The organism is Actinomadura rugatobispora (assembly GCF_055379765.1).
In genome coordinates this window covers 728610-754247 of sequence record NZ_AP029191.1, presented here as the reverse complement: position 1 = coordinate 754247, position 25638 = coordinate 728610, and the positions used below count along the sequence as shown (strand labels likewise).

At 70.6% G+C, this 25638-nt stretch carries 17 protein-coding genes; 7 read left to right on the top strand and 10 right to left on the bottom strand.

All coding sequences use genetic code 11. From position 1 onward, the window contains the following. Window positions 1–94: 94 nt before the first annotated feature. The 3 genes from ACZ466_RS02970 to ACZ466_RS02960 form a co-directional block, all read right to left on the bottom strand. The gene (locus ACZ466_RS02970) at window positions 95–640 is read right to left on the bottom strand and encodes a DedA family protein (RefSeq protein WP_378285662.1); all 546 of its coding nucleotides are present in this window, start codon (window positions 638–640) and stop codon (window positions 95–97) included. A gap of 74 nt (window positions 641–714) precedes the next feature. Further along, complete coding sequence (locus tag ACZ466_RS02965) at window positions 715–1158, bottom strand: PH domain-containing protein (protein ID WP_378285661.1); 444 nt, start codon at window positions 1156–1158, stop codon at window positions 715–717. A gap of 35 nt (window positions 1159–1193) precedes the next feature. Then, the gene (locus ACZ466_RS02960; RefSeq protein ID WP_378285660.1) at window positions 1194–2276 is read right to left on the bottom strand and encodes an RDD family protein; all 1083 of its coding nucleotides are present in this window, start codon (window positions 2274–2276) and stop codon (window positions 1194–1196) included. Between the two features lie 308 nt (window positions 2277–2584). On the opposite strand from ACZ466_RS02960, the gene ACZ466_RS02955 reads away from it, so the two are divergent. Beyond that, window positions 2585–3514: a Ppx/GppA phosphatase family protein gene (locus ACZ466_RS02955; protein WP_378285659.1), complete on the top strand. Its 930-nt coding sequence runs from the start codon at window positions 2585–2587 to the stop codon at window positions 3512–3514. Between the two features lie 18 nt (window positions 3515–3532). On the opposite strand, the gene ACZ466_RS02950 is transcribed toward ACZ466_RS02955, so the two are convergent. Further along, a complete protein-coding gene (locus ACZ466_RS02950; RefSeq protein WP_464042773.1) occupies window positions 3533–5050 on the bottom strand; it encodes a polysaccharide deacetylase family protein in 1518 nt (505 codons plus the stop codon). A gap of 265 nt (window positions 5051–5315) precedes the next feature. Here ACZ466_RS02950 and ACZ466_RS02945 point away from each other — a divergent pair, with 265 nt between their 5' ends. After that, window positions 5316–7583: a protein kinase domain-containing protein gene (locus ACZ466_RS02945; protein WP_378285657.1), complete on the top strand. Its 2268-nt coding sequence runs from the start codon at window positions 5316–5318 to the stop codon at window positions 7581–7583. Window positions 7584–7608: 25 nt separating this feature from the next. Here ACZ466_RS02945 and ACZ466_RS02940 read toward each other — a convergent pair whose 3' ends face one another. Genes ACZ466_RS02940 through ACZ466_RS02930 form a run of 3 tightly spaced genes read right to left on the bottom strand, consistent with a single transcriptional unit; the run spans window position 7609 to window position 13333 of the window. Further along, window positions 7609–10884: an error-prone DNA polymerase gene (locus tag ACZ466_RS02940; protein WP_378285656.1), complete on the bottom strand. Its 3276-nt coding sequence runs from the start codon at window positions 10882–10884 to the stop codon at window positions 7609–7611. A gap of 29 nt (window positions 10885–10913) precedes the next feature. After that, a complete protein-coding gene (locus ACZ466_RS02935; protein WP_378285655.1) occupies window positions 10914–12473 on the bottom strand; it encodes a DNA polymerase Y family protein in 1560 nt (519 codons plus the stop codon). Further along, window positions 12470–13333, bottom strand: coding sequence for a hypothetical protein (locus ACZ466_RS02930; RefSeq protein ID WP_378285654.1), 864 nt, complete (start codon window positions 13331–13333; stop codon window positions 12470–12472). Before ACZ466_RS02930 ends, ACZ466_RS02935 begins: the two co-directional genes overlap by 4 nt. A 908-nt stretch (window positions 13334–14241) precedes the next feature. On the opposite strand from ACZ466_RS02930, the gene mtnA reads away from it, so the two are divergent. Beyond that, window positions 14242–15273, top strand: a complete 1032-nt coding sequence (mtnA, locus tag ACZ466_RS02925) for an S-methyl-5-thioribose-1-phosphate isomerase (RefSeq protein ID WP_464042771.1) — start codon at window positions 14242–14244, stop codon at window positions 15271–15273. Between the two features lie 76 nt (window positions 15274–15349). On the opposite strand, the gene ACZ466_RS02920 is transcribed toward mtnA, so the two are convergent. Then, on the bottom strand, window positions 15350–15514 hold the full coding sequence (locus ACZ466_RS02920; RefSeq protein ID WP_378285652.1) for a hypothetical protein: 165 nt from the start codon (window positions 15512–15514) through the stop codon (window positions 15350–15352). 65 nt (window positions 15515–15579) lie between these two features. On the opposite strand from ACZ466_RS02920, the gene ACZ466_RS02915 reads away from it, so the two are divergent. From ACZ466_RS02915 to ACZ466_RS02900, 4 genes are all read left to right on the top strand, one after another. Further along, the gene (locus ACZ466_RS02915) at window positions 15580–15741 is read left to right on the top strand and encodes a hypothetical protein (protein WP_378285651.1); all 162 of its coding nucleotides are present in this window, start codon (window positions 15580–15582) and stop codon (window positions 15739–15741) included. 362 nt (window positions 15742–16103) lie between these two features. Further along, the gene (locus tag ACZ466_RS02910) at window positions 16104–16466 is read left to right on the top strand and encodes an alpha-L-rhamnosidase-related protein (protein WP_378285650.1); all 363 of its coding nucleotides are present in this window, start codon (window positions 16104–16106) and stop codon (window positions 16464–16466) included. Window positions 16467–17357: 891 nt separating this feature from the next. Continuing rightward, window positions 17358–21614 (top strand): hypothetical protein, encoded by a 4257-nt coding sequence (locus ACZ466_RS02905; RefSeq protein WP_378285649.1) that lies wholly within the window; start codon window positions 17358–17360, stop codon window positions 21612–21614. Window positions 21615–21639: 25 nt separating this feature from the next. Continuing rightward, the gene (locus tag ACZ466_RS02900) at window positions 21640–22539 is read left to right on the top strand and encodes a 2-dehydropantoate 2-reductase (protein ID WP_378285648.1); all 900 of its coding nucleotides are present in this window, start codon (window positions 21640–21642) and stop codon (window positions 22537–22539) included. A 14-nt stretch (window positions 22540–22553) separates the two neighbouring features. Here the strand turns inward: ACZ466_RS02900 and ACZ466_RS02895 are convergent, their stop codons facing one another. Together ACZ466_RS02895 and ACZ466_RS02890 are read right to left on the bottom strand one after the other, a co-directional pair. Next, complete coding sequence (locus ACZ466_RS02895) at window positions 22554–23414, bottom strand: hypothetical protein (RefSeq protein ID WP_378285647.1); 861 nt, start codon at window positions 23412–23414, stop codon at window positions 22554–22556. A 923-nt stretch (window positions 23415–24337) separates the two neighbouring features. After that, window positions 24338–25195 carry a TIGR03619 family F420-dependent LLM class oxidoreductase gene (locus ACZ466_RS02890; protein WP_378285646.1) on the bottom strand — a complete coding sequence of 286 codons (858 nt, stop codon included), beginning with the start codon at window positions 25193–25195 and terminating at the stop codon, window positions 24338–24340. Window positions 25196–25638: the final 443 nt, after the last annotated feature.

The window sequence follows — 25638 nt, the reverse complement described above, 5'->3', positions numbered from 1 at the left end:
GCCGCCCGCTGCGCGCTGTCCTCGGTGCCGAATCGCGGGGTGTCGGGGTTTTTGGGGTGCGCGTGGCGGGGCTCAAGCCCCCCCCGCGACCCGCTCAGGGGCGGGGAGCGGTGGCGCCGGGCTCGTCGTGCTCACGCTCGTCGCCGGGCCCGGCCGGTTCGTCGCCGGGACGGCCGCGCCCGCGGCGCCGGCGCAGCACCACGAACGTGCCGATCAGCCCGCAGATCGCCGCGACCAGCGCCGCCACGGCCACCGGGGAACGGCCGAAGACCTCCAGCCAGCCCCAGATCACCGCGTACCCGCCGACCACCCACGGCGGCGTCCAGAGCAGCGACCCCAGCGCGGAGGCGACCAGGTAGCGCGGCAGCGGCATCCGCATGGCCCCGGCGCATATCGGGATCGCGTGCCGCAGGCCCGCGACCCAGTGGGCCCCGAACACCGCCAGCGCCCCGCGCCGCGCCACCAGCCGCTCGACCTTGCGCAGCCGCTCCTCGCCGATCCGCCGTCCCGGCCGCGAGGTGTAGATCCGCTCGCCCAGCGCGCGGCCGATCCAGTAGTAGACCTGGCCGCGGACGAAGATGATCAGTACGGCGACCAGGACGCCCAGCCACAGCGGCATGCCCCAGAAGGTGTCTCGCATGAACCGCCGCCTCGCTCGATCGACTCTCCCGTCGATGTTAGGTGACCCTAACCTGACCTGGAAGCCGTCGGGGCTCAGTGATCGGCGCGGGCGCGGAGGCGTTCCAGCTCCGCGGCGGCGTCCCGGACGTCCTCGCCGAGGTCGAAGGCGCTGAAGAGGTGGAGGTCGTCCGCGGTCTCGATCTCCAGCAGCCGGGTGTGCAGGAGCAGCCGCTGCCGCTCGTCCACCCGCAGCGCGGTGACCGAGGACCACGGCACCCGGCGGCGCCCCGCGTAGCCGGTGACGACGGTCACACCCCCGGCGTCCGCCGCGACCCGCACCGGCGCCAGCACGTCGCGCAGCGCCAGCGCCCCCAGCCCGGCCGCGGCGATCCCGGCCAGCAGCAGGAACGGCCGATCGTCCAGGGACAGCACCGCCAGCAGGGCGAACGCCACGGCCGCGCCCGCCTTGAGGACCACCTGCGCCACCGGCACCCGCCAGCGTCGCTCATCTCCGGCCATGCCGGTCCCTCCGCTCACGGCCCCACGTTAGCGGGAGACCGTGGCGCCTCCGCTCACTGCTCCTCGGGAGGCGGGATCCGGTAGTTGGGCTGCGCCGGCGGTTGCGCGTACGGCTCCGGTGGTTGCGCATAGGGCACGGGCGGCGGCGCGTACGGGATGGGCGGCACGGGCGGGGGCTGGGGAGCGGCGATGGCGGGCGGCGGCGCGGTGTCGCGCCGATCCGTGTAGGCCCGCTTCGCCTTCTCCACGGCCTTGCGGCCGGTCCCGGCGGCCTTTCCGGCGGCGTCGCGCCCCAGTTCCTGCACACGCTGCGCCGACTCGGAGGCTCGCAACTCCCTGAGCCTGTTGTTCTCGGCGAGGCGTTGCGCGCCCTCCCGGGCGCCCTGCAGCGCGATCTGGCCGCCCTGAACGGCCTGTCCGACGGCGGCGCGGTAGAGATGCGCGCGCGCCACGCGCGTCCCCAGCACACGGTCCTGGAGCGTGCGACGCCCCGGAAGGACGGCCGACAGCGCGTTCACCCAGAAGACGGCCAGGGCGAGTGCCCAGCACAGCACCGACAACACGAAGAGGCCCTGGAGGAGCAGGCAGCACGCCAGCGCGTAGAGGCCGATGTCGGTGACGGTGGTCGAGGCCGCGCGCACCAGGGTCTGGCCCTTGCCCAGCCTGGTCCGCCGTTGCGCCTCCACGCGCAGGTCGAGGACGAGCTTGCCGACCGTCCGGCCCTTCCAGGCGAGCGCGGCGAAATGGTAGACGAACACGATCACGACCAGGGCGGCGAACGCCTGCACCACGTACCCGGTCGCGGTGTTCCACAGCCCGAGGCCGAAGTCGACCGAGGCCCCCTTGACGTCGCCTCGCGAGGTGAGCACGCGCCACGCGCTCTTCTCCGCCAGGGCGGGGACGCTGGTGAGCAGTTCGGTGAGCCGGGTCCAGGTCCACGACCCGAGGGCGCCCGCCAGGACGATCACCAGCGCGAAGTCGATCGCCCACGCGGCCGCGCGCCGCCCCGGTCCGGCCGCGGCCTCGCCGCCGTCGTTCCGCCCGGCGGCCCCCGCGGGCCCGTCGGATCCCCAGGATCCGGGGCCCGGGACCCCAGCTGCTGGAGCCGTGTAGTGAGGCGGGAAGTGCGGGTTCATCGAACTCCTTGGCGGGGGGCGGGAAGGACTCCGGAACGGCCTGCAATATTTCACCAGATCATTGATCAACGGCGGATCAATATGACGAAACAGGGATGATGCGGTCATCGCCGTTTCCGCCCCGGGACGCCGTCGCTGTGATTCCGGCGACGTGGTTCCAAAGCTGTTGTTCCAGTGGTGTAGTTCCAGCGATGTGGTGCGGTGCGCCGGTGGAGGTGTCCGTGAGGTTAGGGCCCTCTGGTCGAGAGTGTCTGGTTAGTAGTGATCCACGTAAATTTTCGTGACTTGGGTTCGGTAGCGTCATCCCCATGCGACTCGGCGTGCTGGACGTGGGCTCGAACACGGTGCATCTGCTGGTCGTGGACGCGCACCGGGGCGCGCGTCCACTGCCGGCGTTCTCTCACAAGGCGGAGCTGCGGCTGGCCGCGCATCTGGAGGACGGCGACCGGCTGTCGGAGGAGGGGGAGGGCCTGCTGCGCGACTTCGTCGAGGAGGCCCTCCAGATCGCCGAGGACAAGGGGGTGGAGGACCTGGTCGCCTTCGCCACCTCGGCGATCCGGGACGCCGCCAACGGCGAGGAGGTCCTGGGACGCATCCGGGACGGCGCCCAGGTCGACATCACGGTGCTGTCCGGGGACGAGGAGGCCCGGCTGACCTTCCTCGCGGTGCGGCGCTGGTTCGGCTGGTCCTCCGGACGCCTCCTGGTCGTCGACATCGGCGGCGGCTCCCTGGAGATCGCGGCGGGCATCGACGAGGACCCGGACGTGGCGATCTCCCTGCCGCTCGGCGCGGTCCGGCTGACCCGCGACTGGTTCACCGCCGACCCGGTCCCGGCCGACGAGGCGCGCAAGCTGCGCCGCCACGTCCGCGCCGAGATCGCCCGCCATGTCGGGGAGGTCGCCCGCTACGGCGCGCCCGACCACGCGGTGGCCACGTCCAAGACGTTCAAGCAGCTCGCCCGCATCGCCGGGGCGCTGCCCACGTCGGAGGGCCCGTTCGCGCGGCGGGTGCTGCGCCATGGGAGCGTCACCGAATGGGCCGAGAAGCTCGGCTCGATGCCCCCGGAGGAACGTTCCGAACTGCCGGGGGTCTCCGAGCGCCGCGTGCCGCAGCTGCCCGCCGGGGCCATCGTCGCGGACGCCGCCATGGACCTGTTCGGGGTCACCGAGCTGGAGGTGTGCCCCTGGGCCCTCCGCGAGGGCGTCATCCTCCGCCGGCTCGACATGATCACCGGCTGATCGGCGGGCCGGCGGGGATCAGCGGCCGCCGGAGGTGGAGCCCGGCACCAGGGAACGGCCGGCGAGGAGCGCGCTGACGGTCACGAACCTGAAGCCGTCCCCGTCCAGCCGGTCCAGGACCGCCGGGACCGCGTCCACCGAGGCCGCCCGCACGTCGTGCAGGCGGACGATGCCCCCCGGCCTGGCCTGGGACACGACACGGTCGGCGATGGCGCGGGGATCCGTATCGGCCAGGTCGTCACCGTCCCCGTTCCAGAGGATCTGGGCGAGGCCCTGCGAACGGGCGATCCGGGCGACCGCGCCGCCGCCCTCCCCGTACGGGGGCCGCAGCAGCGTAGGCGCGCGGCCCGTCGCGGACCGCACGGCCTCCTGCGTGCGCTGGATCTCCGAGTTGATCCGCAGCGCGGGCAACCGGGCGAGGACGCGGTGCGCGTGGGTGTGGTTGCCGATCTCGTGGCCCTTGGCGTGCATGCCGCGCAGCAGGGCGGGATGCGCGGCGGCGTTCGCGCCCACGACGAAGAACGTGGCGCGGGCGTCCCGCTCGGCCAGCATGTCCAGGAGGCGGCCGGTGTCGGGCCCCGGGCCGTCGTCGAAGGTGAGCGCGACGCACTTGGCGACCCGGCAGTCGGCCTGGGGCGCCGTCCGCGGTGACGGGGGCGGCGCGCTGCCGGTCGGCCGCCCCGGCGGCGCGGTGCCGGCGCGGTCGGGCGGGGGCGAGGGGGCGGTCCTCAGGGTCAGCTCGGGCCGCACGGCCAGCGCCGCGTCCCGGGCACGCCTCCCGAACGGCGACAGCAGCGGCTCGTAGGCGGCGTGCCCCAGGACGACAGCGACCCGTCCCGCCGGGGCGGGCGCCACCGAACCGTCGCTGAACTCGGTGACCAGATCGCCCTGCCCGTTGAACCCCAGCGAGGAGAAGACGCCCCGCGGATCCGCCGTGAGCTTCGCCGGGACGGCCGGCGCGGCGACCCTCGCCGCGACCAGCGAGGCCAGCCTCGACAGCGCGGACGGGCCGTTCACCAGATCGGCCGAGGAGCGCACCGCACCGGAGGCTCCGGCCGCTCCGTCGTACCAGATCGTGCGCCGCGTCTCGCCGCCCCCGGACCCGGACGGCCCGGGGGAGCGCGCGGTCACCAGCCGCACGCCGACCACGTCGCCCGACGCCGCCGCCAGCGACCACTCGACGTTCAGCTCCGGGACGGCCCCGTCCGGCGGACGCGGCCCGGTGCCCGCCGCCCGCTCCGCGAACGGCCGGACGTCCCCGTCCACCTGCCCGGCCAGCGCGCCGTTGAGCGGCTCGGCCCCGGCGATCCGCGGATACCCGGCGAAGAGGCGGATCCGCGCGTCGTGCTCGCCGAGCGTCACCGTGCTCAGGCCCGGCACGCCACCCGGGTCGATCTGCCGGATCGCGGTCGGGTCGGTGAGCGGCGCCGCCTCCCGGTCGTCACCCGAGACGCAGCCCGCCGTCAGGGTCACCCCCGTGATCGCGGCGGCGAGGCCCGCGAGGGGCCGCCTCCGGCGCCGGGTCCGGGCCACCACGGCACCCTCCGATGATCGTTGCGGCCGGGGAAGTCCTGCGTGTCTCGTCCTGCGAATGCCAGTTTCGAGGGCGTCCCGTACCGCTTTGCCGATCATCGGAAAAGGTTTGGCGGAACCTTGACCTTTTCCGGCCTGCGGATCCGGGCCTCCATCCCTGCCATCGGCCGCCGACCTCTGCCATCGTGTTGGGCGGGTGGGTCCATGCGGCGCTCCGGCGACGGCGGCCGACCGGTGGGGGACCCCGGTGGGCGAGAGGTGAACGTCAATGGAGAGCCGACCTGGCCGCAGGCCGGGGGCGGTGGTGCTGCGCGAACTGCAGCCCCACGACCCGACCCGGGTGGGCCCGTACGCACTCGACGCCAAGGTCGGCGAGGGCGGGATGGGCGCCGTCTACCTGGGCCACGGCACCGACGGCCGCCCGGTCGCGGTGAAGGTGGTCCGCCCCGAACTGGCCGGCGACCGCGCCTTCCTGGCCCGCTTCAACGACGAGTGCCGCAACGCCGAACGCGTCGCCTCGTTCTGCACCGCGCAGGTCCTGGACCACGGCCAGGACCTGGGCATGGCCTACATGGTCACCGAGTACATCGAAGGCCCGTCCCTTCTCCAGCACATCGCCGAGAACGGCACCCTGTCCCCGGGCATGCTGCACGGCGTCGCCGTGGGCGTGGCCGCGGCCCTGGTCGCCATCCACGCCGCGGGCCTCGTCCACCGCGACCTGAAGCCCAGCAACGTGCTGCTGTCCATCTCCGGGCCCCGGGTCATCGACTTCGGCATCGCCCGCGCCCTGGACATGGCCACCTCCCACACCCGCACCGGCCAGGTCGTGGGCACTCCCGGCTACATCGCCCCCGAGCAGATCCTCACCCAGCAGATCACCCCGGCGGTCGACGTCTTCGCCTGGGGCTGCCTGGTGGCGTACGCCGCGAACGGTTGCAACCCGTTCGGCCAAGGGTCGATCCACGTCATGGTGGGCCGCGCCCTGCACGCCGAACCCGAACTGGGCGCTCTCACCGAACCGCTCGCGAGCCTGGTGAAAGCGGCCCTCGGCAAGGAACCCGAGACGCGTCCAAGCGCGCGCGACCTGCTTCTCAACCTGGTGGGCGGTGGCGCGAGCGAATCGGCCGTGACCACCACCCTGGGCCAGTCGTGGATGCCTCCGCTGGCCTCCGTCCAGGACTCCTCGACCGGCCCCGTCCAGCAGCCACCGGTCGCCCCGACACGGCAGTCGCCGGCCGCCTCCGCCCAGCAGCCTTCGGCCGCCCCCGTGCAGCAGTCGTCCACTACCTCCGCGCAGCAGCCCTCGGCCGCCTCGCTCCACCAGCCTTCGGCCGCCCCCGTGCCCGTCCAGGAATCGGCGACCCCGTCCACCGCCACTCCCAGTCGGCCGCTGTCTCCCCCTCTGCCGACCGGGCCCAGGCAGGATGACCCGGGGGCGCTCCAGAGGGTGGTCTCGCCCGTTTCCGAGGGGGTCACGATCCCGGCCGGAGAGACCATCACCGATCCGTCGGCGCTCGGTGGCGGGAGCGGGCCCCTACCCCCGCCGCCGCTGCCACCTGCGCCCCTGCCATCGGCGCGGCCGCCCAAGCCCCGGCGAAGGGGACCGGTGATAGCGGGCGCGGCGGCCGCCGTGGCGCTGCTCCTGGCCGGGGGCGGGCTGCTGTGGGCGCAGCTGAGCGACGACGACCCCAACACGGGGAACCTCTCCGCGAACAAATCCGGCGGCCCGCCGATCGAGCCGATGCTCGTGCGCATCGACACCAAGGCCGGCTGGCCCAGGGAATGCCACGCCGACATCGGCACGTACACCCCCGGCCAGACCGCGCCCGTCACCCTCCTGAGCGGGGACACCTGCGACACCCTTCCGGAACGCTCCCCCGACCGCACCAAGGTCGCCTTCACCCGCAAGATCGGGGACCAGTACGAGGCCTGGGTGATGAACGCCGACGGCGGCAACCCGCGGCGGGTGATCGGCGGGCTCTCCGGCGGGCGGGTGACCTGGTCGCCGGACGGCGGCAAGCTGGCGTTCATGCGCAGGGACGGGGGCGTGCGGCAGATCTACGCGATCACCATCGGCCAGACGGAGCCGCAGCGCCTCACCACCGACCCCGCCGACAAGGACGACCCGATGTGGTCCTCCACCGGCAGGCTGGCGTTCTGGAGCAAGCGCGACGGCGCCGCGCAGATCTACAGTCTGGACCCGCGGAACCCCGCCGCCTGGACCAGGCTCAGCAGGAGCGGCGTCCCGTCGATGGACCCCGAATGGTCCCCGGACGGGACGAAGATCGCCTACACCCGCGGCGACTACTCCGACGGGCACATCTGGGTGATGAACGCCGACGGCTCCGGCGACCGGCAGCTCACCAGGGGCGCCGACCACGAGATGGACCCCGCCTGGTCGCGCGACGGCACATGGATCTGCTACGCCCGCGGCCCCTACGCGTCGCCGGAGATCCGCACGATCCGCGTCGACGGCACGGGCGACCGCCCCTTCGGCCCCGCGAACGGCGGGATCGGCCACCCCAACTGGTCCTGACGCGTCCCGCCCGGCCCTGGCCGGGTCAGTGGAAGTTGCGGGCGCGGACGCGGCCGGGAACGGGGAGCCGCCGCAGGCGCGTGGCGCGGATGTTGGTCACGCCGTCGGCGCGCTCCAGGCGCCCGTTGACCAGGAGGGCCTGCGCGTCCACCGCCAGGCCGCGGTGCCGCTGGAACACCTGCGGCGGGCAGATCACGTTGAGGATGCCGGTCTCGTCCTCCAACGTCATGAACACCATGCCGCCCGCCGTCGGCGGCCTCTGGCGGTGCGTGACGAGCCCCGCCACGACCACATTGGTGTCGCTCGGCACACCGGGGAGTCCGCGCGAGGGTGTCGCGCCCAGCTCGTCCAGGGCCTGCCGTACATGGGCCATGGGATGCGTATGCGAGACCCCCGTCGCCCACAGGTCGGCCAGGGTCTCCTCAACGGGAGTCATCGCGGGGAGCACGGGCGCGCTCGCGCCAGGGGTGACCCCCTCCAACTGCCCTGGCCCTGTCCCCGCCAGGGCACCCGCCGCCCACAGGGCCTCCCGCCTCGTCAGCCCCCCGGTGCCCTCGCCCTCCCGCACAGGGACCGAACCGAAGGCGCCCGCCGTCGCGAGGGCCTCCAGGGCCGCCGCCGAGAGACGGACGCGCCGGGCCAGGTCCTCCATGCTCGTGTACGGACGGCCCGCGGCGATGGCCTCGGCCGCCTCGTCGCCCAGGTTGCGGATGCCGATGAGCCCCAGGCGTATCGCAGGCTGCGGCTCCGACGGGGCGTGCGGATGGCCGCGCTCGACGGGCAGAGGTTCCTCCAGAGTCGGGTGAGCATCGCTGGCGTTGATGTCCACGCCCCGTACGACCACCCCGTGGCGGCGCGCGTCGGCCAGCAGCGACTGCGAACTGTAGAACCCCATCGGCTGGTTGCGTACGAGCGCCGCCGTGAAGGCCGCGGGGTAATGCCGCTTCACGTACGCGCTCGCGTAGACCAGGTGGGCGAAGCTCTGCGCATGCGACTCGGGGAAGCCGAAGCCCGTGAACCCCAGGATCTTCTCGTACACGTCCTCGGCGATATCGGCCGGGATCCCGCGCTCGGCCATGCCGTCCAGCAAGCGCTGCCTGAGCCGCTCCACCCGTTCCGGCGCGCGCTTGGCCCCCATCGCCTGCCGCAGCTCATCGGCCTCGGCGGGGGAGAAGCCCGCGCAGTCAACGGCCAACTGCATCATCTGCTCCTGGAACAGCGGAACGCCCAGAGTGCGGGCCAGCGCGCTCTCCATCAGGGGGTGCGGGCAGGTCGCCGCCTCAAGCCCCTTGCGCCGCCGCAGGTACGGGTGAACCGACCCGCCCTGGATGGGCCCCGGCCGGATGAGGGCCACCTCCACCACCAGGTCGTAGAACTCTCGCGGCCTGAGCCTGGGCAGCGTGGCCATCTGCGCGCGCGACTCCACCTGGAACACCCCGACGGTGTCGGCGTCCGACAGCATCTCGTACACCTTCGGGTCCTCCGGCGGGATCGACTGCAGGTCGAACCGCACCCCGTGATGCTCGGCCACCAGATCGAAGCAGTCGTGCAACGCCGCGAGCATGCCCAGCCCCAGCAGGTCGAACTTCACCAGGCCCGCCGCCGCGCAGTCATCCTTGTCCCACTGCAGCACGCTGCGCTTCGGCATCCGCGCCCACTCGATCGGGCAGATCTCCCCGACGGGACGGTCCGCGATCACCATGCCGCCCGAATGGATCCCCAGATGGCGCGGCAACGCCAGCATCCGCCCCGCCAGCCCCGTCACCGCCGCCGGGACCTCCGACTCCGTCCCCACCGGATCGCGGGGATCCATACCGCGCGACCAGGCGTCCTGCTGCCCCGGCGAGAATCCCAGCGCCCGCGCCGCGTCCCGCACCGCCATCCGCGGCCGGTAGGAGATGACGTTGGCGACCTGGGCGGTGCACTCCCGCCCGTACTTGTCGTAGACGTACTGGATGGCCTCCTCGCGGCGGCGGTGCTCGATGTCCAGATCGATGTCGGGCGGCCCGTCCCGTCCCGGCGACAGGAACCGCTCGAACAGCAGCCCGTGCCGCACCGCGTCCACCCCCGTGATCCCGAGCGCGAAGCAGACCGCCGAGTTCGCCGCCGAGCCCCGGCCCTGGCACAGGATGTTCCGCCTCCGGCAGAACTCCACGATGTCGTGCACGATCAGGAAGTAGCCCGGGAACCCGAGCCCCTCGATCACGTCCAGCTCCCGGGCGATCTGCGCGTACGCGCCCGCGACCTTCTCCCGCTCCGGCGGCCCGTACCGCTCCCGCGCCCCCTCCGCCACCAGGCGCCGCAGCCAGCTCGCCTCCGTGTGCCCGTCCGGGACGGGCCAGTCCGGCAGCCGCGGCGCCACCACCTGGAAGTCGAACGCGCACTCCCGCGCCAGCGCCACCGTCCGCTCCCGCACCCCCGGGAACCGCGCCAGCCGCGCGGCCATCTCCGCCCCGCTCCGGACGTGCGCCGTCCCGCCCGCGGGCAGCCAGCCGACCATGTCGTCCAGGCTGCGCCGCGACCGCACCGCCGCCAGCGCCTGGGCCAGCCGCGCATCCGGGCCCGGCGCCGCGAAGTGCACGTTGTTGGACGCCACCACCCCCACCCCGGCACGGGCGGCCAGCTCGAACAGCACGTCGTTGCGGGGATCGTCGCCCGGCTGGTCGTGGTCGATCAGCTCCACGAACACGCCGTCCCGGCCGAACATCCCGGCCAAACGGCGCAGCTCCCGCTCCGCCGCCTCAGGCCCGCCCCGCTCCAGCGCCGCCGGAACCGGCCCCTTCCGGCAGCCCGTCAGCACCGCCCACTGCCCGTCGTGGGCGGCGGCCAGCGCGTCCAGGTCGTACACGGGCCGGCCCTTCTCGCCGCCCGCCAGCTGCGCCGCCGTGATCGCCGAGCAGAGCCGCGCGTACCCCTCCGCCCCCCGCGCCAGGACGAGCAGATGCCGTCCCGCCGGATCCGGCTCCCCGGTCCGCGGCCCCGGCAGCTCCAGGCTCAGCTCGGCCCCGAACACCGTCCCGATCCCGGCCTCGCCCGCCGCCTGCGCGAACTGCACCGCCCCGTACATGCCGTCGTGATCGGTGATCGCCATCGCCTCGACGCCGAGCCGCACCGCCTCCGCCACCAGCGCGGCAGGGTCGCTGGCCCCGTCCAGGAAGCTGAACGACGAATGGCAGTGCAACTCCGCCCAGGGCACACCACCCCGCCGGACGACCGGTACGGGTTCGGGGGACACCGGAGGAGTGCTCTCGGGCTTCGAGCCGCGCCAGGAAAGGCGCTCCTCGAACTCGCGCCAGGGCACGGGCGGGTTATGCCACCCCATCGGCGCTCTCAGTCATAGGCGGCCTCCACATGCCAGGTGCCGTCCTCGACGGCGAGGAGGTAGGCGCGCCCGTCGTCGGTCACGGCCTGGAACCGGGCGCGGCGACGTGAACGGGCCGGATCCCACCACCGCTCGACGGCGGGCCAGGGCCCCGTCCAAGAGGTGATCGCCGTGCGCGGGCCGTCGCCGACCGCCAGTTGCGCGGGCGGCGCCGAGACCACGCACCGCGCCGACACGGTCACGGGGGAGCCCGCGGCGTCCACCACCCCCGCGGGCCACGGCCGGCGCGGCACCACCGCGGGCGCGGGCGCCGGGACCCGACCCGGCCACGGCCCGTCGCGCACATCCCCGGGAGGCAGGTCGCCGACCGGCACCTTCGCCACCCCCTCGCCCGGCCCCCGCCCACCGCTCAGGACCGGACGGGTGATCGCCCGATGCCCCAGCAGCGCCTGGATCCGGTCGGCCGCCCGCGCGATCCGCTCGGTGACCGCCGACCGCCCCCACAGCGACTGCTGCGTCCCCTCGTCCGGAACCAGCTGGTCAGGGGCCATCTCCAGCCAGACGACCCCGCCCCAGACGGCCTCGTCCCGCGGCGGCTCCTCCACGCCCTCGGCATCCACGCCGGACACGGGCCGCCCGCTCCGCCACGCCGCCAGCTGCCAGCGAACCCGCTCCGCCACCGCCGTCGCCGACAGCCGCCCCTCGTGCCGCCACAGCCGGCGCAGCACGTGCCCGTCGGCGAAACCGATCTCCACCTCGAGCCGCACACACGTCAGCCCGCCCGCCGCCAGCCCGTCGTGCAACTCCGCCGCCAGCCGCTTCGCCGCGAACACCACCTGCTCGCCCTGCCCCGCCGGAGGATCGAACTCGTTCCGGACCGACAGGTCGGCGGACGCCGGCGCGGGCGCCACCGGACGGGGCTCCTCACCGCGCGCCAGCCGATGCGCCAGCGCCCCATCGGCCCCGAACCGCCCCGCCACATGCCCCGACGGCAGCGCCGCGAAGTCGCCCAGCGTCCGCACCCCGAGCCGGTTGAGCAGGTCAGCCAGCTCCGGCCGTCCGAGCACGGACAGCGGATACGGCGCCAGGAACACCGCGCCCCGGCCCTCTTCGACGACCACGCCGCCCCCACTGCGCGCGGCCAGCTCCGCCGCGAACAAGCCGTCCGCCACGCCCGCACCGCAGTCGAACCCCGCCTCCACCACCGCGTCCTGAAGAAGCAGCCGCAACGCCTCCTCGCCCCCGTAAAAGCGCGCCGCCCCCCGCGCGGGAACGGCGCACAGCCCCGGACGCACCACCTCCACCTTGGGCGTGAGCTCCGCGACGGCATCGGCCACCTTCTCGAACAACCGCCCCTCGGCGTCGGTGTCCCGTTCCCGCACGACCAGGTCGGGGCAGCGCCGCTGGGCGTCACGGACGCGCTGCCCGCGCCGCACCCCTTCGGCCCTGGCCGCCGCGGTGCAGGCCGCCACCCTCGCGTCCACGACCACGGCCCCGGGCGTCGCCGCGTCCACCCCCACCGCCGTCACCGGCCAGTCGGGACACCAGATCACCAGCACCCGGCTCACCCGCCACCCCCGCCGACCACCGCCTCGACAGCCGCGGCCGGGCTGCCTTCGGTGGGACGATCCGTAACCCAGCCATCGACGGCGCCTTCAGCCGGACCCCCGCCGGGCGACGCGGTGTGCTCGCCCGCACGGACTTCCGGCCGCGGAATCGCGCGCATGTGGCCGGTCAGCCGATCTGAGGTGTCCGGCTGGGCCCGGCCGGCCACGACCTCCAAAGACGGCCGACTCCGCTCGCGCTCAACAGGCAGGACCTCCCCGCTCGGGCCGGGAAGCCAGACCAACGCCTGACGGCCCCGTCCCGGCGCGTCCTGCCCCTCAGCGGTGATCTGCGCACGGCGGCCCGTCAGAACGCCATGTCCGTCGCCGAGTCCTTCCCAGGTGGCCTCGTCCACGCGCAGGCGCAACCGCGTCCCGGGCCAGGTGCGTGCGAACGCCCCGGTGAGAGCCAGAACGCAACCGTGCTTGCGGGCCAGTGCGGACAGCCGTCTCACGGCGGTCGCCGAAGGGGCCTCGGGGGTACGGACCAGCACGAGATCGACCGCCTCGACCAGGGCCGCCACCACGTCCGGCCACCGATCACCCGGCTCGTCCACCAGCAGAAGCCGCTCCGGAGCCGCCCCCATGCCCGCGGCGGCCACGACCCCGAAGTCAGGCAGGCCGACGATCCCGCACCATCCGCCGGCCTCGCCACCCGATACCCCGGCCACGAGCGCCAGGCCGAGGGAGGACGCCCCGGGGCCGTCCAGGCCCACGATGGACCCCGGCCGCAGCCCCCCGCCCGGAATAGCCGGGCGCAAGGCGGGAAGCACCGGAACCAGATCCCGTGCGGCCGCCGTCGAGTCGAGCCGCAGAGCGTCCACAGATGCAAGCTCCGCCACCCGACAGCCTCCCTTCCCAGCCGCCTACAATCTCGAACATAGATTCGACCCGTGTCAAGTTATCGCAGGTCAACAAAGAGAAGAAAGCCACAACCCCCGTGCTCCCGCACACCAACCCGCGCCCACGGGCTAGCCACCGCCGCTGGTATCTACTGGCGGTGCTGGAGGCCACACAGGAGCGCTCGACCGGCGATGCCGGCGAACACGCACACCACTCGAAGGCCCACCGAGCCGAGAGATGAGAGCCCACTGATCGCCTCGGTGCGCCCTGAACAAGCGACCTCACTTCGCGACCCTGCCGTGACGCTCAAGACCGCGCTCTCCGGCTCCCGCCTATCGGGCACCTGCGCCAGCATTTGCTGGCGATGTTGGGGGGCAGCGCGGGGAGGGCCTCGACCGGCGATGTCGTCGGAGTCGCACACCGTTTACAGGATCACCGAGCCGAGAGTGAGGGCCCGCCGGATCGGCTCGGTGTGTCCTGAGCTCGCGACATGGCTTGTCGATCTTGCTGTGATGCTCGCCTGTGGCATTGCCCTGCGGCCCAGATGACGCGCCCACGCGAGGCCACTTCGTAGGGGCCAGGCCGACTCGCGGGCCGCGTCACATGAGCCGGGCTGCCCTTGGGGCACGACCGCCCAGTGCGGACGGGGCGCCACAGGTGGAGGCAGGGTTCTTGGGGCGAGGGGATGCCACACCTGTCCCGGACCGGCGGCAGCCTTCTGGGGTTCCGGCCCTGGCGCAGGCCGTGACGGGCAGGAGCCCCCGGGGAGCGGAGCCTGGTTCCGGCGCCCGACTTGAGCTGTGACCGTTGAGAGGCGGCGTCGTGGGCCGTCCGGGAGGTGGCTGGACGGGGAGTGGAGCATGAGAATGGTCTTATCGGTGATGTTTGCATGGAGTGGGGCATGGTGAACGAACTTCGCGCTGTCGAGTGGGTCGGAGACGGGCTGCGGCTCATCGACCAGACCGTGTTGCCCGGCCGGTTCGAGCATCTCGATGTGCGTGACACCGGCACGCTGGTCGATGCGATCCGGCGGCTGGTCGTGCGAGGGGCTCCTGCGCTCGGGGTCGCCGGGGCGTTCGGTGTGGTGATCGCCATGATCGAGGCCGAGCGTCAGGGCTGGGACGACGCCGAGCGGGACGCGGCCGTCGAACGGATTCGGACGGCCCGGCCAACGGCCGTGAATCTCGCGGCCGGTATTGATCGGGTTGTGCCGTTCGTGCCTAAGGGCGTCGAGGCCGTGGTCGCCGAGGCCCAGAAGTTGCTGGACGAGGACGTGCTGGGGAATCGGGCCATCGGCAAGGCCGGGGCCGACTGGATCCTCGCACGCGCAGGGAAGCGGCCGCTGCGCGTACTGACGCACTGCAACACCGGAGCGCTCGCCACGGCCGGGTGGGGGACGGCGTTCGGGGTGATCCGCGAACTGTCCGAGCTGGGAGCGCTCGAGGTGGTGTACGCCGACGAAACCCGCCCGCTTCTGCAGGGCTCCCGGCTCACCGCGTGGGAGCTGGAGCAGGTGGGCATCCCCTATCTCGTCCAGGCGGACGGCGCGGCGGCGAGCACGATCCTGCGGGGTCTGGTCGACGTGGCGATCATCGGCGCGGACCGGATCGCCGCCAACGGGGACACCGCGAACAAGATCGGATCCGTGGGGGTGGCTCTGGCCTGTGCGGACGCGGGCATCCCGTTCATGGTCGCGGCTCCCTGGAGCACCATCGATCTGAGTACGCCATCCGGTGCCGGGATCCCCATCGAGGAACGACCCGGTGACGAGGTGCTGGCCTGGGCGGGGAACCCCGTCGCCCCGGAGGGCGCCCGAGGATTCAACCCGGCGTTCGACGTCGTCCCGGCGCGGCTGGTGACCGCGCTGGTCACCGAGACCGGTGTGCTCGAAGTCTCAGAGGGCGTGACGCCGCGGGACTGACCCGGCGGACGGAAATCGCTCCATCCCCGCGCAAGCTTCGGGTAGGCGAGGCGGGAGCCAGCGCCGGGAGTCGATCTCAACGCCGAGGTGGCGGCAGTTCCAGCAGGATGAAGAACCACTGGTCGCGTTCGGCGAGGGAGCCGCCCTGGCTCTGTTGGACGAAGCAGGCGTCCTCGAACATCAGCGTCTGCCCGGTGGCCAGGAACGCCGAGCGGCACAACACGTGCGGCGTATTGGACATGGCCCATGTGCAGCGGCACATCGCCACGCCCTGGGGGCGCCGTTGCGCAGTTCGACGCTCCCCTGATGGCGAACCTGTTGAAGCCGACGGGCACCGACTGGTTGCTCACCGTCGACCTGCGGGAGTTCTTCGACCGGCCCGTCGATCACCATTTCGTGCTGGGGCTGCCGGCATCGCACTTCGAGCGTCGGCTTGACTGCACCGGGCCCACGGTGGTGAGGCTTTGACGAAGATCGCCTTGGTTTCGCCGTCGGTAAGGCCCTTGAGCCGTCCCCCACACCGCAACGAACCCGACCTGCACACCTTCCATCGCTGGCTGCGCCAGCGCATCGAGGCGACATCTGCTCCTGTCAAACACGGGCTGGCCTGGAGAATCATGGCGCCGGCGAAGCCGCCGGGCTGTGGGTCCGACGTGCTCTGTAGAAGGCGCTGCTGGAACCGGGGGCGGCCAATCCGCGCGCGATGGTCAAGAGGTGCTACCAGAATCAGCGGACGAGGTGTCTCCAGCAGATGAGGGCTGCGGCCAGGGTCATGGCCGCCTCGTGGATGTGGTCGCGGATCTCCCACGGATGCGTCAGCGGCGGAACCAGTGCAGGAGCCCGATGGTGCGTTCGACGACGTACCGGGCTCGGACCTGTTCTGGGCCACACCCCATCCTGCTGGCAGCGCTCGCAGACACCGGTTACTGGACCTTGCCTACGAACTGCTCATGCTGGACACACCGCCATCCTGGCCGGCGATGATCGACCGCGGCGAGACCACCATCCAAGAGGACTGGTACGGTATCGCCGATGACGGCTCCGCTCGCGCCTCCCTCCACCATCACAGTAAGAGCGCGGTCATCACCTTCCTGCACCATCACACCGCCGGGATCCAACTGCGACCAGGTGTGCACGGCTACCGCCATTTCGACATTTGCCGGGCTCCTGGGCGGCGTCTGGCGGTCAACTGACATGGGCCGAAGCCGAGTTCGACTCTATCTACGGACGTGCCGCCCCCTGCCTGGCGCAACACGAACGCCGCTTCCACCTGTGGGTCACCGTGCCCCTCGCACGGCCGCCACCATCACCTTGCCCGGCGGCCGCGCCTTCGAAGCCATGCCCGGAGACCATCGCGCGACCTGTGTCATGGAGGGCCGCCGAGCCGCACCAGCACAAGGGATCCGGCTCTGCTTTCCTTCTCAGACAACCGGCTGTATCGCAGTCGGAGTCGTTATCTCGCAGGTGTAGTGGTGCAGGGGACATCGGCGGAAAGCCTTGATGCTCTGGGCGTCGATGATGGGGGTGCCGGTTTCTGCCTTTCGGGCTTGCCGCCGGCGGGACGGGCTGCTGCCAAGAGCCCGGTGAGTTGGGCGCGAATACCAACGGTTTCCCAGTCGGGGGTGTACGCGGTCTGTTCGGACGCTGCAGTGGCGCAAAAGGCCACCTCAGGAAATGGTGTTAGGGCCGACGCGCGCCCTGGATCGAACCATCGTGCTTGCGGACTTCGGCTACGCCCATAATGGTCGTGAGATCGGTGGCGCCGGTGCCCGGTGGTGGCCGGAACAGGCCTGCGGGTCCGGAGCGTTGTCCACCTCCGGTATCGATGAAACAAGTCCAGACAGGCAGGCCGTATCTAGGCTGAGGGGTGCGCAGCCCCAGTTCTTTCCTCACCGTAAACCACGTATACGTCCGACCGAAATTTGGTACAGGTCGGCTTTTCTGATATCTCGACCCTTGTCCGCGGTTACCATGTTCAACGGGAGTGTTTGCGGAAACAAGGTGGTCGGCGGACAATGATCACGCGACGGGCGTTGATATTGGGGGCTTCGGAGTTCCGTACGGGTATCGGGGAACTTGCTGGTATGGAAGCACTCCCTTTCGTCAGTGCGCGGCTTGAGGAATTCGGCGAGGCCCTCGCGAACTTCGGATATTCCTGTGTTACGCACGGCATCACTCCTCCCGGTCCGAGTAGTCCGCTCATGGGCGCCCTGGTTTATGACCACGTGACCCGGAATGACCAGCCAGAATCGCTGATCGTTCACGTCCTGAGCCATGGCGACCGCGCACCCGCATCGGGAAAGCTTTATGCGATCGGCTCCGACGGGACGCTGCACAGCGCTACGGACATTGAAAGTTGGATCACCCAGGTAGAGGATTTTCCGAACCGGCCTTACACTCTGTTCCTCCTTGACCTCTGCTATTCGGGCGCGGTCGCGAAACTTCCCTGGACCTTCCGCGAAAAAGAGAATCGGCGGGCCTGGGTCATCGCGGCATGTTCGGAAGACCGGGCCGCATATGAAGGGCATTTCACCCAGGCTCTCTCGAACGTCCTCAATGCGATCAGGCTTGGCAGTCTCGATATCCACAAGACCGTGAAGCACGTCCCCCTCGAGACGATCAGCCGAGAACTGAAGCGTGAGGTACAGCGGATCGCGGAAGCGGAGGGAACTTACACTCAGTTGGTCACCACGACCATGGTGGATCTCTCCCATTCGCTCGACCTCCCCTTCTTTCCGAATCCGTCCTATGAGGAGCGTGAACTCGTCTCGGCGGAGCACGACCTCGACGACATGCTCCTGGCATTCGTGGACGATCTAGATGAGGGCTTGGACGCCTACCACTTCCTGGACCGGGCCGCCGGTCGCGGGCCGCTGGCCGGACGGGTGACCAAGGGATGCTTTTCCGGCAGGACGGTGGAACTGGAGCAGCTCGGGGGGATTATCCGCGGCGTCGGCCCGGTTCCCGCGATCTCCGTGGTCACCGGAAGCCCCGGGGTCGGGAAGTCGGCGCTTCTCGGATTGATCGTCAGTGCGGCTCATCCGCTGTTGCGAGAACGGACACGGGGCATCTGGGAGCACGCGGCCCCCTGGCTTCCAGTATCCGAGAACATCGCCGCGGTCCACGTCCGCCAGAGAGGCATCGCGGAGGTGACCGCCTCCCTCTTCCGCCAGCTCCAGCTCAGCACGCTGGAGGCGGAGCTCACGCCGCAGACACTGATCAATGAGGTCGTCAAGCTGCCGTCTGAACCCGTCATCGTCCTCGATGCGCTGGATGAGGCGCACGACGTCATCCGGCTCATGAACGAGCTCATTCTACCGCTGTCCCACGCGGTGAATCGCGCCGGACGTCCCTGCTGCCGACTGATCGTGGGTATGCGCCCGTGGGGCGACCTCAGCCCGTTGATCAGGTCCGCGAAGCGCCTAGGGAGCCTGATCAACCTCGACCAGGCGGATCGCACCAGACTCGGCGCCGACATCTCCGCCTACGTCTCCTCTCTGTTGAGCACCTGGCCCGCATTGAGCGGCGACGAATCCAGAGAAGTGCGCGACGCTTTCGCGACCACGGTCGGGAGCACCCTGACCGCGCAGCGCTGGTCAGAGGAACGTTGGGGCGAGTTCCTCGTGGCCAGTCTGTACGCCTACCACTTCGTCACGCAAACCGCGTTTCCGATAAGTCCGGGACAGGCCGCTAGCCTCGGCAGGGAGGTGCCGCTCACACTTCCCGGAGTGTTCGAACTGGACCTTCTCATCCGGCAACCGGACGGCCTGCTGCGACCGGTGCTCGCCGCGATCGCGCGGGCACGAGGGCATGGGATGCCAGAGGACCTGGTCCGGCGGGTGCTGCCGGCGTTCCTTGTCGGCGCGCCGAGCCCTGCGCCCGAACGCAATGCCACGATCCGCGCGATCGAGGCGGTCCGGTTCTATCTCCGTACGAAGCCCGATTCCGATGGAACGACGCTCTACCGGCTGTTCCATCAGGGGCTCGCCGACCATCTCACGGCCTTCCCGATAGAGGACGGGCAGCCCGCTCCCAGCGGCCTGCCGGAACGGATCCTCGAACTCATGCTCGCTTCACTGCGGCGGTCGTCGCTGGGTGGGTATTCATGGGGGACCGCACGGCCGTATCTGCTCCGTCATGCGATCCAGCACGCGGGGGACGCCGGGCGTACCGATGATCTGATGATGGATCCCGGATTTCTGGTACGCGCCGACCCTTACACGCTGTTCCCTGAGTTCGACAAGGTCTATTCGGACGCGGCCCGGAACTCGGCCATCGCCTACAGAGCGTCCGTGCGCCGGCACCGAGGCGTGGGATGGCGGGAGCGACAGCAATTGCTCGCGATCGACGCGGTGCGTTGCGGTGCCTCTGAGCTGGCCGGCCGGCTGGTCGAGATCAAGGACCATCCCGTGCTCACCTGGTTGCCCGCCTTCGCCGGCGACAATGAGACGAAGCGCAGGCCGCCCAATCTGGGTGGAGCCGCCAACACGGGCGACGTCTACGCCGTCGCCATTGCCGTGGTCGAGGGCATGCCGCGGGCGATCACGGGGAACAGCGACGGCACCGTGCGCGTCTGGGACATGCGGACCGGAGCCATGGTGGGCGAGCCACTGGTCGGGCACGTGGACGGCGTCCGTTCTGTGGTCTCCGGCGTCGTCAACGGGCGTGCCCTGGCATTCTCCGGTGGGGCGGACGGCCGCATCTGCGTGTGGGACCTGCTGACACAGGCTCAGGTCATGGAGCCGGTCCAGGCGCATAATGACTGGGTGCGCAGCATGGCCTGCCTGGAGCAGGACGGCCGACTGATCGTCGTCTCCGGAAGCGCCGACCAGACGGTCCGCGTCTGGGACGCCGAGACCATGATGCCCCGCGGACCCGCCTTGGAGGGCCACACCAACTGGGTCCGCGGCGTCGCCGCCGTCGGATACGAGGGCAGGACGGTGGCGGTGTCCGTCAGCCCGGACAACACCGCACGCCTGTGGTACCTCGACACCGTGAACGACCTGCAGCCGCCCTTGACCCGTGAGAAGCACGCGATCCGCGCGGTGTCCTGCACGAAGATCGACGGCAGGCCGGTCGCGCTCACCGGTGGCGCCGACGGGACCGTGCGGGTCTGGGATCTGAGAACGCGTTCGCAGCGCGGCGAGGCCATGGCCGGCCACGCCGGCGGCGTCTGGGCGATCGCCTGTTGTCAGATGAACGGACGCCCCACGGCCGTCGTCGGGGATAATGACGGATTCCTGCGCATTTGGGATCTCCGAACCCGCCAGCTCATCCGCGAACCGCTGAAGGCGCATTCCGACTGGCTCGGAGCGGTGGCCTGCATCGAGACATCGGACGGCGTATTCGCGGCGACCGGTAGCGGCGACGGCACCACCCTGATCTGGGATCTCACCACCGGAACCCGGACGGCAGGGCCGCTGACCACCCATTCAGCCCGGACCACCGCGATCGCCAGCGTCGAATACGAGGGCCGGTCACTCGGAGTCGTCTGCGCGGAAGACGGGCGCGCTCGTGTCTGGGATCTGCGCGCGGGTAAGCCCGTGGGACAGTCGTGGGAGGTGCCCGGGGACATCACGGCATGCGACATGCTGGTCGAAGCCGGCACGCCGTACTGCGCGATCGGCGGAACCGGCGGCCTGGAGGTCCGCTCGGTCGGCTGGGCCGAGAACGAACTGATCTGGCGCAGCGGCACCGTTTCCCGCCCGGCGGTCACAGACGTTCGGATCGCCCGGTTCGACGGTCGGCGGTTCGCGATCGCGGTCTCCAGGGAGCAGGGGCTGAGCGTATTCGACCTCCAGCATGGGACGCCGGAGTGGCAGCTGAAGCCGACGATCGGCCCGGACGTGCGTGTCGTGGCAACGACGACGGTGGCCGGCAGGCCCGTGGCCGTGATCGCCTCGACCGAGGGGGAACTGGCGACCATCGATCTCATCGACCGTCGAGAACGTCTACTGGGCATCGTTCGGGACAGAGAGATGACCAAGGTCGCATGCCTGGGAGCGAAGGTGGTCGTGGGATCCACTGACGGACGGGTCGGGATGTGGAATCTGTCCGACGAGGTTCAGACGGCCGAGCTCGCGGCCGAATCTGGAATCGCCGTCTGCGCGCTGGCCTGCGGTGTGATCGATGGCATTCCCGTTACCGTTGCCGGATTCGCGAACGGGGTGGTGAGCAGCTGGGATCTCAACGACGGGCGGCGGCTCGAAGATATCGCTCTGGCGGGAACGGCCGACTCCTTGGAGATCAGCGCCGATGGAATGCTGCTCATCGGAAGCGGATGGCAGTTCATCGGCCTCAAAAAGAGACGGCCGTCGGCGCCGAACAGCAGGATCACGTAGGTGAGATCATGGATGTGGAGTTCTCATGGCGCGCATAGCCGTCATCGGTCCCGGTGCGGTCGGGTCCGTCTTCGCGGCACTTGTCAGCGAGCAAAAGGATCACGATTTGGTGGTCTGCGCGCGGAGCGTCCCGCCAGACAAGATCGTCGTGGAGTCGGAAAGCGGGACGCGAGTATGCATCCCTGACGCGATACTGGCCGATCCCGCCGAGGTCGGCGAACCGGTCGACTGGGTCTTCCTAGCGATCAAAGCGCACGACACGGCGGGCGCGGCGCGCTGGCTCGCGGGTCTCTGCGACGAAAGGACGACAGTGGTGGTCCTGCAGAACGGTATAGGCCATCAGGCCAGGGTGGCACCGCATGCGCCTACAAGTGTGGTCCTGCCGGCGATCGTCTGGTGTCCGAGCGAGGTCGTCGGCGATGGGCGCGTCTCGCTACGAGGCCCGGTCCGGGTCGGCGTGCCCGACTCCCCTGCGGGGAGCGACCTCATTGATCTCCTCGATCCCACCGAAGCCCGAGTCGAACTGGTCGCCGACTTCACCACGCATGCCTGGCGAAAGATCTGCGCCAATGTCGTAGCCGGTCTCATGGTGCTGACGGAGCGCAGAGCCGAGGTCTTCTCCCTGGCGGGAATGCGCGCCCTCGCTCACCAGCTCGCGTGCGAGTCGGCCTCGGTGGGAAAGGCGGAGGGCGCGCGCCTGGATGTTCGGGCGGTGGCTGACGCGATTATTGCCGAGCTTGTCTCCATGCCGTCGGATATGGGCACGTCCATGCTGTTCGACCGCCTCGCCGGCCGCCCGACCGAATGGCGTGAGATTCACGGTGTCGTCCAGGAACTCGGAAAATCACACGGCATTTCCACCCCGGCGCTCGACGTCATCGTTCCTTTGCTTCAGGCCACGTCCGGCCGGCAGGAGCAGGGGTAGCGTTTCCGGCACGATCAAAGGCCGTTCAGGTGGGCCGCGACCACCGGGCTCCGCAGATAACTCTTGGCCGTATGGAAATCCCAGTCAGCAATCGTGATCGCCGGCGCTTCCCAGTCAATGCCCCGGAACCGCCCTCCCAGGCCTCGGCGGGGAAGGGCGACCAGGTCCCCGGCATCCGCCAGGTTGATCCACCGGCGCACTCCGGGGGGACGCTCCCCCCAGCCCTGTGAGGGGGCCGGTTGGAGCCGGTCGAAGACGACGTTGGGCATGCCCAGAGGGCTGCCCAACGTGACCAGCAGATCGACGCGGAGTTCCGGACAGGCCCACAACGCCTCATATACAACGACGCTGCCGAGCGAGTGCGCGACCACGATGACCGGCTCGCCGCTCCCTCCCCTCTCCCGGATCGCCGTGGTGACGGCACCTCGCGCTGTCAAGCGCCGATGACCGGTCCGTTCGTTCAGGTAAGAACCGAGTTCGCGAACGAACATCATCGCGAAGCGGCTCGCCAAGGCCCCGTACCGGATGGTCAGCCAGTCGGCGGCGGCCCGGGCTCGAGCGAGGCGCGGACCTTGGGCCGCCCGGCGGGCCGGCTGCATCTGCTCGACCCACTCGATCAGGAGATCCTGCTCGAGGTCGTCCAGCAGTCCTGGATCTTCCGGCCCTTGAGCCGCTCCGCGGTGCAGGTGGTGAGCGTAGTAGGCGACCTGGACTCCGCTCGGCATCGCGTCCTCGCGCAGTCCCGCCGAGGTCAGACCGGCCCTGAGCCAGGACGTCCAGTCCAGGCTGATGGCCTCGCCCGCCGCCGTCAGGTCCCGGGTGGAACGGTAGTAGCGGTAGTTCAGGATGCCGTGAACGCCGATGATCACTGTCACCGTGACCCCGATTCCTGGTGGTGGTGAACGTCAAACTACCTGCGGACGAAGCCAAATATTGGGCGATTCGACTCAATCGCGCTGGGTTCGAATACCTGGTACCTCCCTAGGGGGCAGGGAAGGGCCGATGAGACCATGTTCCGCTGCTTGAAGACATACGGTCCCTCCTTGCTCCGCAAGCCTGCCGGAGTTGGCGGCGGGTGTCACGGCCGACCGGCTGAAGATCCGCCCGTAAACGGGATCTCGATGAATATGGCGGTCCACTTTCGGGTCACTGCTTCCGGGTCAGTCGAGTTCCGGCTCTGTCCCGTAATCGGTGATGGTGGTGAGTCACCGGTGGCAGGGTGGAGTGCACGGGAGATCAACAATCTTGCGGGCATGCCGAACCATCGCGGATGGGACGTGATCACAGCGCCCGTCGTGCTCGGACTTCGAGCGGCCCACCGGCCGCAGGATGCCGATGCCGGTGGCCAAGGACATCGTGAGGTGCAGGGACAGGTGCTGTGGTGGGTGCGGCTCGTGTCGGTCGAGGATGTCGTGCTGGCGCCTCACTCGCTCGACCAGCCACGTCACCACCCGTCGAACCTTTCGTCAGGCGCAGCCACACCTTCCGGCGCCCGTCGGCCGCCGGAACCGGTCCCTGGCCGGCGCGGGTTTCGCGAACACGCGCCGCGCTGCGCTCTCCGCCCCCGGCGACGGGTTGCGTGCCGCGGCCGCTTCATGGCGGCCCGGAGACCGGTCGGCCATCACGCCTGCTGCGATTCCGGCGCCGGCGGGCCGAGCGGCGCACGCCCGAGGCGATGGTGCGCGGTCGTCGCGACAGGCTCATCAGCGTGGTGTTGTTCTCTGGAGGAGCCCAAGCCCCGGGCCATGCCGCGGATCGGTGACACCTTCAGAAGAACCCCGGGGCGCGAGAAGATGACTTACGAGGCCGAGAGGGAGAACCGCTCGGCGAAGGCGGACATCTCATCGCGCTGCTGTTCCAGTTCCCTGGCGGAAGGGGCCACCATGATGCGGGTCACGCCTTGTGCGGCGAGATCCTCGACCTGTTCGGCCGACATGTCGATCGTTCCCCATCGCGTGTATTCGAGCGCGCCGGGATCGCGGCCGGCCTCGACTGCGGCGATTTTGGCCAGCTCCCATTGCGCCGCGCGTTCTTCCGGGGTGAGTGCGCCGCCGGGGAAGTAGCCGTCCCCGCGCTGCCCGGCGCGGCGTGCTGCGGCCCGGCTGGAGCCGCCGACATGGATCGGCAGGTGCGTGACTCCGTGCGGCTTCGGATAGCTGGTTATGTGATCGAAGCCGAAGAACTCGCCGTCGAAGCTGACGCCTTTCTCGTCGCCTTGCCAGAGCAGCCGCAACACGTTGATGGCCTCGTCGGTACGGCGTCCGCGCGTGTTGAAGTCGACCCCCATTGCCTGGGCCTCGCCGGGCAGGGTGCCCAGCCCCACGGTGAGCAGCCGCATTCGTCCCTTGGACAGGACATCGATGGTGGCCAGGCGCTTGGCCAGGACCACTGGGTGGTGATAGGGCAGCAGCAGTACGGCGGTGCCGAGCAGGATGCGCCGGGTGGCCGCTGCGGCGAAGGCCAGGCAGTCGAGTGGATCGGGATAGGGCAGGGATGGGGGGATCTCAAATGAGCCGTATCCGGCGCCGGGATACAGCACAGTGTGCTCTGGCAGGTACAGCCCCTCAAAGCCGCAGTCCTCGGCATGCCGGGCATAGGCCACGAGCCTGTCGGGGGCGAGCCCGTCGGCTGGGAAATAGTTGATCGCGAATTTCATCGTTCTCCCCGAGATCGGTTCCCGGCACGCTACAACGTTGACATCGGCGTCAAGGCAAATGCCTCCGGACGGGTCCCCAGCCCGGGTGCGGCGGGACAGGCGATATGCGCCGTCTCGGCCGGATCATCGCCGATCGCGTTTCATCCGAGGTCAGATGTGTGAAACCCGTGCGGTCGGCTGGCCGGGCCGGTATTTCTGTCCGCCGCGTCTTGGTGAGTGCGGGATCGCCGAGCGATCTGGCCGGTGACGCTCGCCTCCGGCATGGCCCCACCGGCCAGGTGACGCGCTCGCTCGGGGTTCGGGTCCGCTTCGAGACAGGCCGTGGCACAACCGGTGGATCGGCGTGCGGATCGAACGATCCCTGATCGGCTACGTCCACTGATCAAGTCCTTGCCGGCTCCGAATCGCGGTCAGCGATCGCGTGGCGAGTGCCCTGGTTCATT

Bases quoted from the DNA above. Each gene is read 5' to 3' on its own strand.
- ACZ466_RS02970 (WP_378285662.1), bottom strand. From the start codon at position 640: ATGCGAGACACCTTCTGGGGCATGCCGCTGTGGCTGGGCGTCCTGGTC.
- ACZ466_RS02960 (WP_378285660.1), bottom strand. From the start codon at position 2,276: ATGAACCCGCACTTCCCGCCTCACTACACGGCTCCAGCAGCTGGGGTC.
- ACZ466_RS02955 (WP_378285659.1), top strand. From the start codon at position 2,585: ATGCGACTCGGCGTGCTGGACGTGGGCTCGAACACGGTGCATCTGCTG.
- ACZ466_RS02945 (WP_378285657.1), top strand. From the start codon at position 5,316: ATGGAGAGCCGACCTGGCCGCAGGCCGGGGGCGGTGGTGCTGCGCGAA.
- mtnA (WP_464042771.1), top strand. From the start codon at position 14,242: ATGGAGTGGGGCATGGTGAACGAACTTCGCGCTGTCGAGTGGGTCGGA.
- ACZ466_RS02920 (WP_378285652.1), bottom strand. From the start codon at position 15,514: ATGTCCAATACGCCGCACGTGTTGTGCCGCTCGGCGTTCCTGGCCACC.
- ACZ466_RS02915 (WP_378285651.1), top strand. From the start codon at position 15,580: ATGGCGAACCTGTTGAAGCCGACGGGCACCGACTGGTTGCTCACCGTC.
- ACZ466_RS02905 (WP_378285649.1), top strand. From the start codon at position 17,358: ATGGAAGCACTCCCTTTCGTCAGTGCGCGGCTTGAGGAATTCGGCGAG.
- ACZ466_RS02900 (WP_378285648.1), top strand. From the start codon at position 21,640: ATGGCGCGCATAGCCGTCATCGGTCCCGGTGCGGTCGGGTCCGTCTTC.
- ACZ466_RS02890 (WP_378285646.1), bottom strand. From the start codon at position 25,195: ATGAAATTCGCGATCAACTATTTCCCAGCCGACGGGCTCGCCCCCGAC.